The 13,662-nt window shown below is 72.2% G+C and carries 9 protein-coding genes; 4 read left to right on the forward strand and 5 right to left on the reverse strand.

The window, feature by feature from the left end:
• Window positions 1-20 precede the first annotated feature (20 nt).
• Genes ACIQCZ_RS01160 through ACIQCZ_RS01175 form a run of 4 tightly spaced genes read right to left on the reverse strand, consistent with a single transcriptional unit; the run spans window position 21 to window position 3,581 of the window.
• Window positions 21-887, reverse strand: a complete 867-nt coding sequence (locus ACIQCZ_RS01160; protein ID WP_402278535.1) for a 1,4-dihydroxy-6-naphthoate synthase — start codon at window positions 885-887, stop codon at window positions 21-23.
• On the reverse strand, window positions 868-1,614 hold the full coding sequence (locus ACIQCZ_RS01165; RefSeq protein WP_402278537.1) for a futalosine hydrolase: 747 nt from the start codon (window positions 1,612-1,614) through the stop codon (window positions 868-870). The genes ACIQCZ_RS01160 and ACIQCZ_RS01165 overlap by 20 nt, the downstream gene beginning before the upstream one ends.
• Before the next feature lie 38 nt (window positions 1,615-1,652).
• A complete protein-coding gene (locus ACIQCZ_RS01170; RefSeq protein ID WP_351081902.1) occupies window positions 1,653-2,132 on the reverse strand; it encodes a DUF2771 domain-containing protein in 480 nt (159 codons plus the stop codon).
• Between the two features lie 27 nt (window positions 2,133-2,159).
• Window positions 2,160-3,581 carry an MFS transporter gene (locus tag ACIQCZ_RS01175; RefSeq protein ID WP_402278539.1) on the reverse strand — a complete coding sequence of 474 codons (1,422 nt, stop codon included), beginning with the start codon at window positions 3,579-3,581 and terminating at the stop codon, window positions 2,160-2,162.
• 431 nt (window positions 3,582-4,012) lie between these two features.
• On the opposite strand from ACIQCZ_RS01175, the gene ACIQCZ_RS01180 reads away from it, so the two are divergent.
• The 4 genes from ACIQCZ_RS01180 to ACIQCZ_RS01195 all read left to right on the forward strand — a co-directional run bounded on the left by ACIQCZ_RS01180 (window position 4,013) and on the right by ACIQCZ_RS01195 (window position 10,858).
• Complete coding sequence (locus ACIQCZ_RS01180) at window positions 4,013-4,948, forward strand: DUF3027 domain-containing protein (RefSeq protein ID WP_376216587.1); 936 nt, start codon at window positions 4,013-4,015, stop codon at window positions 4,946-4,948.
• A 416-nt stretch (window positions 4,949-5,364) separates the two neighbouring features.
• The gene (locus ACIQCZ_RS01185) at window positions 5,365-8,568 is read left to right on the forward strand and encodes a sacsin N-terminal ATP-binding-like domain-containing protein (protein ID WP_402280159.1); all 3,204 of its coding nucleotides are present in this window, start codon (window positions 5,365-5,367) and stop codon (window positions 8,566-8,568) included.
• A gap of 190 nt (window positions 8,569-8,758) precedes the next feature.
• Window positions 8,759-9,691 (forward strand): hypothetical protein, encoded by a 933-nt coding sequence (locus ACIQCZ_RS01190; RefSeq protein WP_402278541.1) that lies wholly within the window; start codon window positions 8,759-8,761, stop codon window positions 9,689-9,691.
• Window positions 9,692-9,973: 282 nt separating this feature from the next.
• Window positions 9,974-10,858: a DUF5707 domain-containing protein gene (locus tag ACIQCZ_RS01195; RefSeq protein ID WP_402278543.1), complete on the forward strand. Its 885-nt coding sequence runs from the start codon at window positions 9,974-9,976 to the stop codon at window positions 10,856-10,858.
• A 166-nt stretch (window positions 10,859-11,024) separates the two neighbouring features.
• Here ACIQCZ_RS01195 and ACIQCZ_RS01200 read toward each other — a convergent pair whose 3' ends face one another.
• Window positions 11,025-13,505: a cation-translocating P-type ATPase gene (locus ACIQCZ_RS01200; protein WP_402278545.1), complete on the reverse strand. Its 2,481-nt coding sequence runs from the start codon at window positions 13,503-13,505 to the stop codon at window positions 11,025-11,027.
• Window positions 13,506-13,662 lie beyond the last annotated feature (157 nt).

Consider the following 13,662-nt stretch of genomic DNA (forward strand, 5'->3'; position numbering starts at 1 on the left):
CCCCGGCCTTCCGCCGGATCTCAGACGAATGACAGCGCGTCCGGGCCGAGGGGCGGTACCAGCCCCTCGGCCGCGGCGCGGGTCAGCAGTCCGCGGATCGCCGCGTAGCCGTCCTCGCCGAGGTCGGCGGTGAACTCGTTGACGTACAGACCGATGTGCTGGTCCGCCACGGCCGGATCCATCTCCTGGGCGTGCTCGCGCACGTAGGGCCGTGACGCCTCCGGGTCGTCCCAGGCCATCCGTACCGAGGTGCGCACGGACTCGGCGAGCAGCTTCAGCATGTCCGCGCCCAGCGACCGCTTGGCGATGATCGCGCCGAGCGGGATCGGCAGCCCGGTCGTCTCCTCCCAGTGCCGGCCCATGTCGGCGAGGTTGTGCAGCCCGTAGTTCTGGTACGTGAAACGGGCCTCGTGGATGACGAGACCGGCGTCCACCTTCCCGTCGCGCACGGCGGGCATGATCTCGTCGAACGGCATGACGACGATCTCGCCGACCCCGCCCGGCACCACTTCCGCCGCCCAGAGCCGGAACAGCAGATAGGCCGTGGAGCGCTCGCTCGGCACGGCGACGGTCCTCCCCGTCAGATCCGTGCCCGCGTCCTTGGTGAGGACGAGCGGTCCGCAGCCCCGCCCGAGCGCCCCGCCGCACGGCAGCAGCGCGTACTCCTCCAGCACCCAGGGCAGCACCGCGTACGAGACCTTCAGCACGTCCAGTTCGCCGCGCTCGGCCATCTTGTTGGTGATGTCGATGTCGGCGAAGGTGACATCGAGGGCGGGCGCGCCGGGGACCCTTCCGTGCGCCCAGGCGTCGAAGACGAAGGTGTCGTTCGGGCACGGCGAGAACGCGATGCGCAACGGGTTCGACGGCTCATGTGTCGTGTCGGTCATGGTGGGTCCAACCTTCCAGTACGGGTACGAGCTTCCCGAACGCCCCGGTGAGCGCGGCCAGCGCGTCGCCGATGCGCCATGCGTCCCGGTCGCGCGGGCCGACGGCGTTCGAGACCGCCCTCAGTTCCAGCACCGCCGCGCCCGACCGTTCGGCGGCCTCGGCGACGCCGAAGCCCTCCATGGCCTCGGCGGCGGCCCGCGGGTGCGCGGCGCGCAGGGCGGCGGCGCGCTCGGCGCTGCCCGTCACGGTCGAGACGGTGAGGATCTCGCCGGTGAGCGCGCCGGTGGCGGCGGCCACGTCCCGTACCAGCGACCGGGGCGGGAGGTGCCGGTTCCGGCCGAAACCGAGCTCGGTGACGGGCACGAAGCCCTCGGGTGTCTCCGCGCCCAGATCGGCGGCGACGATGCCGCTCGCGACGACGAGCGAGCCGACCGGCGCCACGGGCGCGAAGCCGCCGCCGATCCCGGCCGAGACGACGAGGTCGTACGGCGCGGAGCCCGGCCCGGACGCGTGGCCGGCGGCGAGGCCGAAGGCGGTGGCAGCGGCGGCCGCGGCCGGTCCGGCGCCGCCCGCGAGGACATCGACGACGCTGTCGGTGCCGGGGGCGCCCACACGGTGGAGCTCGGTACCGGGCGCATGGTGCACGGCCACCTCCGGCCCGTCCCCGAACGCACGCGTGACCGCGTCCCGTTCTGCTGGGACAGCGGTCACGACGAGCACACGCACGGGGCGGATCCTCCGGGGTCAGGAGGGGCGGGCCAGGGTCAGGAGGTCTTCTTCAGCTCGAAGTGCCAGACGCCCGTGAGCTGCTTGCCCTTGGTCTCCACGATGCTGATCTGCGTCTTGTTCGTGGTCTCGCCGGTCTGGCTGGAGAAGAAGGCGCTGCCCGGGATGGACCGGTAGGTCCTCTTGTACGGCTCCTGCTCGGCCTGCTGACCGTTGATGAACAGCGTCCAGCCGTTGTCCGCGATCTCCGGGTCGACGCCGAAGCGGACCTTGTCGTCCATCGCGACCTCGACGGACTTCTCCGCCTTCTTGTTCAGGCAGCTCTGGTACTCGGACGTCTTGAGGGGCTTGCCGTCGTTGTAGCAGGCCGCCTCGGTGCTCACCGAGTTTCCGCCGACCGTTACGGTCGCGAGCGGCGTCGGCTTGCTGCAGGCGGAGAGGACGAGGAGTCCCGCGGAAACGGCACCGAGAGCGACGCCGATTCGACGGCCCTTGCCGGAGAAGAACGCAACGGTCATGGGCCGAAGGCTATCGGTCGCTCCGGTTCACGCCACGCGGGGGTGCGGCGAGCCGCGCCGAGCGGCGCTCAGCAGACCCCGTACGGACGTGGCCGCACCCAGGGCGAGGACGCCCGCGGCGACCGACATGCCCAGTACGCCGTTGAGGGGGAGGGCGATGCCGATTCCGCCGCCGATCACCCACGCCATCTGGAGCACGGTCTCGGAGCGCGCGAACGCGGACGTCCGCACCTCCTCCGGCACGTCGCGCTGGATCATCGCGTCCAGTGAGAGCTTCGAGAGGGCCTGGGTGAAGCCCGCCGTCGCGCTGAGCGCGGCGACCATGACGGTGCTGAAGAACAGGGCGGCGAGCACCGCGATGCCCAGGGCCAGGGTCAGTACCGCGGCGACGATCGCCTCGGGGGCGCGTGCCCGGAGCCAGGAACCGACCGCCGTGCCGACCGCGTTTCCCGCACCCGCCGCCACGCCGACGATGCCGAGCGAGACGGCGGCGCTCTGCCCGGAGAGCGGCTGCTCGCGCAGCAGGAACGCCAGGAAGAAGATCAGGAAGCCGGAGAGCGCGCGATGCGCGGTGTTGGCCTGGAGCCCGTTGAGCACGGACGGCCCCACGGACCGCAGGCCGGGCCGCTTCTCCCCGTTCCTCTCCCGGCGCCCCGCCCTGCCGCCCCTTCCGTTCCGCTTCGTCGCGGGCCGGGCGGACGTCACGCCTTGCGGCAGCACCAGCCGGGCCTTCCGCTCGCCCTTGGCGGAGTCGACCTTGTGCGGCAGCGTGAAGGCGAGGACGGTTCCCCCGACGAAGATCGCGCACGCGCCGTACAGCGGCCAGCCCGGGCCGATGGTCTGCAGCCCCGCCCCGATCGGGGCGGCGACACCGGTCGCCAGGAGCCCGGCCAGGGTGACCCGGGAATTCGCCTTCACCAGGGAGAAGCGGGGCGGCAGCAGGCGTGGCACGACCGCGCTGCGCACCACTCCGTACGCCTTCGAGCAGACCAGGACGCCCAGCGCGGCCGGATACAGCTCCAGACCGCCGGTGGCGACCGCGCCCGCCATGGTGAGCGCGAGCACCGCGCGGGCCAGCATCGCGCCGGCCATCGCGGCCCGACGGCCGTGCGGCAGATGGTCCAGGAGCGGGCCGATCACGGGGGCGAGCAGGGTGAAGGGCGCCATGGTGACGGCGAGGTAGAGCGCGACACGGCCCCGGGCCTCGTCCGTCGGTACGGAGAAGAACACCGTCGAGGCGAGCGCGATCGTGATCATCACATCGCCCGCGCCGTTCACGGCGTGCAGCTCGATCAGCTTGCCGAGCCCGGATTCGCCCGCACCGTGGGCGTGCGTCGCCTTCCGGATTCCTCTCGCGGTGCCGGTGAACGGTGTCCGCAGGGCACGACCGATCGTCCGGCCCGTCCTGCGGAGCGGGCCGGAATCCTTGTGCGACCTGGCGGAAGTCACCTCGTCATAGTGCCCCAGTCATGACACCGACGAACCGGGACCGGTGCGGGGCACGGACGCACTCCGCCCTGTCGGGCCAGTCTCCCGGCCGGTCCGGGCCGGTCGGCCCGGCGGAACCGGGCGGTGGCCGTCGGGCGTTCCGGGGCGGTCCCCGCCCGGCCGCGGAGCCGGATACGGCCTGTTTGGGACGGGCAGGTGGGCGGGGGGCGGCAGAGAGGGTAGCGTGCGTAGCGCGCCACCGGCGGTTGTTCTCGGCCGCGCGCCTATCGGCGATCCCGCAGAATGGATGGCAGAAGGTGCGCCCGAGGCAGGCACAACGGGTGTGGACGTCGACGCGGCCCCCAGGTCCGCTCCGCCCGCATCCGTCATGGCCGAAATCGATGGATGTGCTGGCGCGCTCGTGAGACTGGCGTAGGAGAGAAGCGAGACCTGTGAGTGCTGCGACGACGCGAAGCCGTACGGCCCGTACCCCTGTCCCCGACCGTCTGTGCGCAGAGGCGGTAGACCTCGCCCGCGCCGCGGCCGAGGAAGCAGCCGCGCCGGGGGTCGTCGGAGAGCATGTGGCCGTGGTCTCCGAGGGAGACCGGGTCGTCACGCACTTCTTCGAGTGCAAGGAGCCGGGCTACCGGGGCTGGCGCTGGGCGGTGACCGTGGCGCGCGCCTCCCGCGCGAAGAACGTCACCCTCGACGAGACGGTGCTGCTGCCCGGCAGCGACGCGCTCCTCGCCCCCGAGTGGGTGCCGTGGAGCGAGCGGCTGCGCCCCGGGGACATGGGGCCCGGCGATCTGCTGCCCACCGAGGCGGACGACATCCGCCTGGAGCCCGGCTACACCGGCGAGGACGAGCCGCCGCCGAACTCCGCGGTCTCCGAGATGTCGCAGGAGATGGCCGACCTCGTCGACGTGGAGGACGCGGAACTGACGACGCGCCCCGCGACGACGAGCCGCGGTTCGATCGCGGCGGTCGCGGACGAGCTCGGCATGCGGCGGGCGCGGGTGCTCTCGCGGTACGGGCTGCATGCGGCGGCCGACCGGTGGGACGAGGCGTTCGGCGCGAAGACGCCGATGGCCCAGGCGGCCCCGGCCTCCTGTGTGACCTGCGCGTTCCTGGTGCCGTTGGCGGGTTCGCTGAAGCAGGCGTTCGGGGTGTGCGCGAACGAGTTCGGTCCGGCGGACGGACATGTGGTGTCGCTGTCGTACGGGTGCGGCGGGCATTCGGAGGCGGCGGTGATGCCGAAGCCGCCGAAGCCGGCGCCGCACGCGCTGGACACGATGCAGGTCGACGAGTACCCGTTGCGTCCGGCCCGGGACTCCGGCTCGGTCCCGGCGGAAGCGGACACACCCACGGAGGATCTCGGCCACTCCTGAGCGGGGCGCGGTGCGCATCGCCCGGGGCCGCGGGGCGCTCGGGCGCGCTCCGGGTGAGCCTGCGGGCCCCGGCGCACCGGTTCCGTCCACGATCGGACGGGCCCGATCCGGCCGTCCCCGCGCCGGGACGCCCCGGCCCGCGAGGGCGGTTCCGGCCCTGGGAGCACCCCGGCGCGCAAGCACGGTCCTTTGACCGTCCGGGCTGATCCGGACGAGAGGCCCCCGGTCGGCCCGCGCCCCGGCCCGTCCGGCGTTCGAGGACGGAACCCGGCCCCCTGAGTGGGGCAGATGCGCCATCCCCCGCGTGGAGTGCCGTTCGCGGCGCCCCGTCCGGTGAGAGGACCCGGTACCTTCAGGCGCACACTTGGCGGCACGGGCAACGTGTAACCGGAGAAGAGCGGAGTCAGAGCGTGAGCATGAATGCGACCGAGGGGGCCGATCCGTTCGGGACCGCACGGCTGCGACGCGGTGTGCTCGACGCCTGGGGTGCCGGCCCCGCCAGGTTCCGTGAGGACGCCAACGCCGAGGAGGACCTCGCGCTCGGCGGCTACCGCGACCGCCTCGTCGTCGAGCTGGCCCAGAACGCCGCCGACGCCGCCGCCCGCGCACAGGTCCCCGGCCGGCTCCGCCTCACCCTGCACGCGGCGACCGCGGACGCCCCCGCCGTACTCGCCGCCGCCAACACCGGCGCCCCCCTCGACGCCACCGGCGTGGAATCGCTCTCCACCCTGCGCGCCTCCGCCAAGCGCGAGGGCCACGAGGGCGCCGTCGGCAGGTTCGGCGTCGGGTTCGCCGCCGTGCTCGCGGTGAGCGACGAGCCCGCCGTCATCGGCCGGCACGGCGGCGTCCGCTGGTCCCTCGCCGAGGCCCGCGACCTCGCCGCACGGACGGCCGTCGCCAGCCCCGGCCTCGGCGACGAGCTCCGCCGCCGCGACGGCCACGTACCGCTGCTGCGGCTCCCGCTGCCCGCCGAGGGCACCGCACCCGACGGGTACGACACCGTCGTCGTCCTCCCGCTGCGCGACGGCGGCGCGGAGGACCTCGTCGTCCGGCTGCTCACCGCGGTCGACGACGCGCTCCTGCTCACCCTGCGCGGCCTCGACGAGGTCGTGATCGAAACCCCTGACGCCGTGCGGACGCTGCGCCGCTCGCAGCACGGCCCGTACACCCACGTCGAGGACTCCGCGCACGGTACGCACCGCTGGCGCACCGCCGTCCGGCACGGTGTCGTCGAGCCCGCCCTGCTCGCCGACCGGCCCCGTGAGGAACGGCTCCGCCCGCACTGGTCGGTCACCTGGGCGGTCCCGGTGGACGCGGAGGGCGCCCCGGTACGCCCCCGCACCGCCCCCGTCGTCCACGCGCCGACCCCCACCGACGAACCCCTCGGTATTCCCGCGCTGCTCATCGCTTCGCTGCCGCTCGACACCACCCGCCGTCACCCCGCCCCCGGGCCGCTCACCGACTTCCTGGTGCGGCGCGCGGCCGACGCGTACGCCGAACTGCTCGCCGGCTGGCAGCCGCTGTCCATCGACACCATCGACCTCGTCCCCGGGCCGCTCGGCAAGGGCGAACTGGACGGCGCCCTGCGCGGCGCGATCCTGGAGCGGCTGCCGCGCATCGCGTTCCTGGAACCCGCCGCCCCGCGCGACCCCGCCGCCGAAGCGGACCGGTGGGACAGCTGGGACGCGGCGGCGGGCGGCATCCGCGAGGCGGCCACCACCGCGTTGCGCCCCATCGAGGCCGAAGTGCTGGAGGGCGTCGGCGCCGAGACCGTACGGGTGCTCGCCGAGGTCCTGCCGTGCCTGCTGCCCGCCGGACTGGAGCGCCGCAGCGAACTGCGCACCCTCGGCATCGCCCGCGTCCCGCTGACCGAGGCGATCGACCGGCTCGCCGGGCTGGAACGCGACCCCGGCTGGTGGCGGCGGCTGTACGACAGCCTGTCCGGCATCGACCCGGACCGCCTGTCCGGCCTGCCGGTCCCGCTCGCCGGTACGCAGGCGGTGGACGCCGGAACCCCGGCCGCCCCCCGCACCGCCATCGGCCCCCGCCAGGTTCTCCTCCCGCTCCCGGACGCCCTCACCGGCCCGGTCCTGGAGCGCCTCGCCCGGCTCGGGCTGAAGGTCGCCCACCCGGACGCCGCCCATCCGCTGCTGGAGAAGCTGGGCGCCCTGCCCGCCACGCCCCGCGCCGTGCTGACGACCCCGCAGGTGCGGGCCGCCGTCGCCGGATCGCTCGACGCGGGCGAGATCTGGGACGAGGACGCGCTGGACGCCGACGAACTCGCCGAGACCGTCCTCACTCTCGTACGGGACGCCGAACTGGCACCCGGCGACGAACCCTGGCTCGGCGCTCTCGCCCTTCCCGACGAGGACGGCGAGCCCGCCCCCGCCGGTGAACTCGTCCTGCCCGGAAGTCCGTTCGCAGCCATCATGCGGGAGGGTGAACTCGCCCTCTGCGACCAGGAACTGACCGACCGCTGGGGAGCGCAGCCGCTCACCGCCTGCGGGGTGCTCGCCACCTTCGCCCTGGTGCGGGCCGCCGACGTCGTCCTGGACCCGGACGAACTGGAGCCCCGCGACGGCGATTTCGCCGAGCCCGACGACGCCGGTCTGCTCGACGCCGTCGACGTGTGGTGCGAGGACGTCCTCGACCGGCTCCCCGACAGCGCCGTGCCGCCGGTCGCCACCGAACTCGTCGCCGTCCGCGACCTGGACCTCGTCGACGACGACGCCTGGCCGCAGGCGCTCGCGCTGCTCGCCCAGCCGCCGTTGCGCGACGCGCTCACCCAGCCGGTACGGGTGCTGCTGCCCGACGGCACGACGCAGTCCGTCCGCCCGTACACGGCCTGGTGGCTGCGCGACCACCCCGTGCTCGACGGCCGCCGCCCGGCCGGTCTGCGGGCGGCTTCCGGTGACCCGCGGCTGGCCGGGCTGTACGACTCCGCCGACGCGACCGGTTTCGACGACGCCCAGGTGCTGCGCGCCCTCGGCGTACGGACGTCCGTGGCCGCGCTCCTCGCCGAGCCCGGCGGCGCCGCCGAACTCCTCGGCCGGCTCGCGGACGAGGACCGTGAGGTCGGCCCCGTGCAACTGCACTCCCTGTACACGGCGCTGGCCGATCTCGACCCGGAACAGGTCACGCTCCCCGACGAACTGCGGGCCGTGGTCGACGGCGAGGCCCGGGTGGTCGACGCGGCGGACGCCGTGATCGCGGACGCCCCGGATCTGCTGCCGCTCACCGGCGGGCTTCCGCTGCTGCCGGTCGCCCCGACGCGCGCGGCCGATCTGGCCGAGCTCTTCCAGGTGCGGCGGCTCGGCGAGAGCGTCGAGGCGGAGGTGACGACGGAGGGCGAGGAGCACCGCGTGCCGGATTCGGTACGGGTACTGCTCGGTGCCGGAACCCCGGACTCGTACCTCGAACACGCCGAACTGCGCGCGGGCGGCGTCGAACTGGACTGGCGCCGCACGCCCGACGGGACCGTGCACGCCGCCACGCTGGAAGGCGTCGCGGCGGGGCTGGCCTGGGCGGCGGGTCAGTGGCCGCGCCGCTTCGAGGTCGCGGCGTTGCTGGAGGACCCGTCCCGTACGGAGGAACTGGCCCGGGACCGCTGGTTCGACTGATCGGCCGCCGCGGGCCCTGAGCGCATCCGTGCCGGAGCCCACAGCGCATGCACAAGAAATCCCCAGCAGACGCACAACCGTTCACGTGTCCCGGTGGTCTCTCCATGCGAAGCCACCAGGCTTCACAGACGATCTTGGGCCTGTGGGCGGACGACCTCCGCGGGCCCCCTTCTCCTGTTGGGGAATGAACATGCGCATTCGTGCCACCGTGGCCGCCGTGACCGGCGCCCTGGCTCTCTCCGCCCTTGTCATTCCGTCGGCGGCCCAGGCCGACGACACGCACCGCTCGACCGTCAGCGACGTCGCGCGTGCCGCTCAGTCCACCACCGCTGCCGGCTCCGGCGCCAAGTCCGGCGCGCGCTCCCTCGCGGCCGAGAGCGTCCCCGGTCAGCTCGACCTCACCTTCTCCAAGTTCACGGTGAACGGCGGCAAGCCGATCGTCGTGGGCACCACCGCCGAGAAGACCGTGCCGACCACGTTCACCGTGACGCACGCCGCCGATGTGAACATCTTCGCCTCGGACTTCGCGCTCGATGTCTCGCTCTACCGCGGCTCGTTCAACGATCCGACGAACGAGCTCTACGGCGATGACGCCCCCACCTGCAAGGCCGTCTCCTCCACGGTCGCCACCTGCAAGGGGCAGATCGTCATCTCGCCGCAGTACGACCTGATCGGCAACGCCGACGCCACGACGTGGAAGGCAGGGGGCTTCGCTGTCGACTTCAACGGCCAGGACATGGCGAACCCCGACGTCAGCAAGCTCGACTTCGCGTTGCAGGAAGGCCTGGGCACCGCCCGCGTGCAGCGGCTGTCGAAGCTGACGGTCGACGCCGCTCCGGAACCCGTGAAGAAGGGCGGGACGATCACGGTCACCGGCAAGCTGTCGCGTGCGAGCTTCGACGACCTGAAGTACCACGGCTACGCCACGCAGCCGGTGAAGCTCCAGTTCCGCAAGAAGGGCAGCTCCACGTACACCACGGTCAAGACGATCAAGTCGAGCAGCACCGGCACCCTGAAGACCACGGTCAAGGCGTCGGTCGACGGTTACTGGCGCTACAGCTTCGCCGGTACGTCCACCACCCCGGCCGTCTCGGCCGCGGGTGACTTCGTCGACGTGAAGTAGTTTCCGTCGCACCACACGCACCACACGCACCACACGCACCACACGCACCACACGCACCACCGCGGGCCGTGCCCGGGGACGGCTCCCGTCTCCGGGCACGGCCCTCCGCGTGGGTCGCCGCGTCTCTCACCGCGGGGTGACACACAAAAACTTCACTTTGCGTACAACCCTTCACACGCGTAAGAGGTCTTGTCTTTAGAGTCAGCAGACTCTCAGACCCAACGAGCCCCGCCCGGGCCGCACCACCTACCCGCGGGGCCCCTTTCTCCACTGGGGAAACATATGCGCATTCGTGCCACTGTTGCTGCCGTCTCCGGCGCCCTGGCCCTGTCCGCTCTTGCCGTTCCGGCCGCCCAGGCGGGCGACCACTCCGCTGCGAACCTGCACAAGCCGACGTCGGGTGCCGAGGTCTTCGGCACCGCCGCCAAGGGATCGTCGAAGGCCGCCGCGGCCACCCGCGCGGCCACGGCGGAACCCGTCATCTCGAAGGTCGTCGTCAACGGCGGCAAGGACATCGTCCTGGGCACCACGGCCGCGAAGACGATCTCCGTCTCGGTCACCGCGTCGCACGCGTCGGGTGTCGCCGACGCCTACGTCGACCTGTGGCACGGCACGGACCCGTCCTCCGAGAACACCATCGACGGGGCCATCCTGCCGAACGAGGACGAGGCGAAGTGCACCAAGGTCAACGCGACGACCTCGACCTGCAAGCTGACCTTCACGATCTACCCGCGCTACGACCTGTACAAGAACTCCCTGGCCGGCACCTGGCACGTCACCGCGGCTGCGCTCGCCGGTAACGGGAACGACATCGCCTACACCGACTTCTACAGCACCGCCCGCGTGCAGCGGCTGTCGAAGCTGACGGTGAACGCCGCCCCGGAGCCCGTCAAGAAGGGCGGGACGATCACGATCACCGGCAAGCTCTCGCGGGCGAACTGGGAGACCTTCAAGTACCAGGGCTACACCGGACAGTCGGTGAAGCTCCAGTTCCGCAAGAAGACCAGCTCCACCTACACCACCATCAAGACCATCAAGACGAACAGCACCGGCAACCTGAAGACCACGTCCAAGGCCACGGTCGACGGTTACTGGCGCTACAGCTTCGCCGGTACGTCCACCACCCCGGCCGTCACGACCGCGGGCGACTTCGTCGACGTGAAGTAGTAGTTCCCGAAGCGGTTCCGGCGTACTTCTCCGTACGCGCCGGCACCACCACGCAGCACTCCGGGCCGTGTCCGGGGACGGTTCCCGTCCTCCCGGACACGGCCCGTTCGCGTCCCGGGACGCGAACGACCTCGTCGACGTGAAGCAGCCGCGCCGCCGCAGGGCGCTACGCCGGGAACCGGCGGCCGACCAGCCGCCAGATGTACTCCAGGGCGACCGACGCCGCCACCGCGATCCCCACCGCGGTCCACGGCATCGTCACTCCCACCAGCTTCAGCGCGAAGAAGTTCTGCAGCCACGGCACCACCAGCACGACCAGGAACGCCACGCCCATCGCCACCACGAGGCAGATCCGCCACCAGGTGTACGGACGGGCGATGATCGCCAGGACCCACATCGAGACCAGGAACAGCGTGAGCGTGGCCGCGCTGGTCTCCGCCTCCAGCGCGCCCGTGCCGGAGTAGTGGCTCCGGGCGATCATGTACGTCGCGAAGGTGGCCCCGGCCGCGATGGTGCCCGACGGGATCGCGTACCGCATGACACGGCGCACGAAGTGCGGATGGGCCCGTTCCTTGTTGGGGGCCAGTGCGAGGAAGAACGCCGGGACGCCGATCGTCAGCGTCGACAGCAGGGTCAGGTGGCGCGGCAGGAACGGGTAGTCGACCTGGAAGCAGACCACCAGGATCGCCAGCAGCACGGAGTAGACGGTCTTGGTCAGGAACAGGGTGGCGACGCGGGTGATGTTGCCGATCACCCGGCGGCCCTCGGCGACGACGGACGGCAGTGTCGCGAAGCTGTTGTTGAGCAGCACGATCTGGGCGACGGCCCGGGTCGCCTCGGAGCCGGAACCCATGGAGACACCGATGTCGGCGTCCTTCAGCGCCAGCACGTCGTTGACGCCGTCACCGGTCATCGCGACGGTGTGGCCGCGGGACTGCAGCGCGGCGACCATGTCCCGCTTCTGCTGCGGGGTGACCCGGCCGAAGACCGCGTTGTCCTCCATGGCCGTGGCCATGTCGTCCGGATCGGTGGGCAGCCGGCGGGCGTCCAGGGTGTTCTCGGCGCCCGGCAGGCCGAGCTTTCCGGCGACCGCGCCGACGGAGACCGCGTTGTCGCCGGAGATGACCTTGGTGGCGACCCGCTGGTCGGCGAAGTAGGCCAGCGTCTCCCCGGCGTCGGGCCGCAGCCGCTGCTCCAGTACGACCAGCGCGCTCGGCACGGCCCCGGTGGCCATGTCCGGCCCTTCGAGCGCGCCCTGCGCACGCGCCAGCAGCAGCACCCGCAGCCCCTGCTCGTTGAGCTGTTCGATCTCGCCGAGCGCCGGGTCCTGGTCGGGCAGCAGCACATCGGGCGCGCCGAGCAGCCAGGCCGACGCCCGGCCGCCGCCCTCGTCGAACGCGGCACCGCTGTACTTGCGGGCCGAGGAGAACGGCAGCGACTGCGTGCACCGCCACTCCTCGCCGTCCGGGTAGGCGTCGACGATGGCCTGCAGGCTGGCGTTGGGCCGCGGGTCGGAGGCGCCGAGGGCGCCCAGCACGCGGTGGATGTAGGTGTCGTCCGCACCGCTCAGCGTCCGCACCTCGGTGACGTCCATGCCGCCCTCGGTGAGGGTGCCCGTCTTGTCCAGGCAGACGACGTCGACGCGGGCCAGTCCCTCGATGGCGGGGAGCTCCTGCACCAGGCACTGCTTGCGGCCGAGCCGTACGACCCCGATCGCGAAGGCGACCGAGGTGAGCAGCACCAGGCCCTCCGGGATCATCGGGACGATGCCGCCGACGGTCCGGGCGATCGACCCCTTGAGGTCGTTGTTGTTCACGACGAGCTGGCTGATGATCAGGCCGATCGCGGTCGGCACCATCATCCAGGTGACGTACTTGAGGATGGTGGAGATGCCGGTGCGCAGCTCGGACTGGACGAGGGTGAAGCGGGACGCCTCCTCGGCGAGCTGGGCGGCGTAGGCCTCGCGGCCGACCTTCGTGGCGGCGAACGATCCGCCGCCCGCGACGACGAAGCTGCCGGACATCACGTGATCGCCGGGCTGCTTCAGCACCGGGTCGGCCTCGCCGGTGAGCAGCGATTCGTCGATCTCCAGGCTGTCGGCCTCGGCGACCGTGCCGTCCACGACGACCTTGTCCCCGGGGCCCAGCTCGACGAGATCGCCGAGGACGATCTCGGAGGTGGAGATCTCGGCCGAGACACCGTCGCGCCGCACCGTGGGTTTGGCCTCGCCGATGACCGCGAGGCTGTCGAGCGTCTTCTTGGCCCGCCACTCCTGGATGATGCCGATACCGGTGTTGGCGATGATCACGAAGCCGAAGAGGCTGTCCTGGATCGGCGCGACGAACAGCATGATCAGCCAGAGCACGCCGATGATCAGGTTGAACCGGGTGAAGACGTTGGCGCGGACGATCTCGCGGACGGAGCGGGACGAGCGGACGGGTACGTCGTTGACCTCACCGCGGGCGATCCGTTCGGCGACCTCGGCCGCGGTCAGCCCACGGGTGCTCAGGGCCGCGGCCGGCAGCTTCATCGGGTGGACCGGGTCGAGTTCGGATCCGGCGTCGATCATGGCCGGCCGGGGAAGGCGGCTGGAGCCGGAAACCTCGGGGGTCTGCTCGCCGGAGGAATGGGGTGCCCGCTGCGTCATGGTTCCGACGGTACGGGTGGATGGTCCGATTCACCCACTGGGGGTCCGAAGATCAGACCGCGGGAGGAGGGAAACGGAGGGGAATGGTCCTGCGGTGGTACGCGGATCCCGGTGCGGGGCGCTACGAGCGCGGTTCCGGGCGGCGCCGGGTGATGCC

It is taken from the genome of Streptomyces sp. NPDC093149, from assembly GCF_044754145.1.
GTDB lineage: Bacteria > Actinomycetota > Actinomycetes > Streptomycetales > Streptomycetaceae > Streptomyces.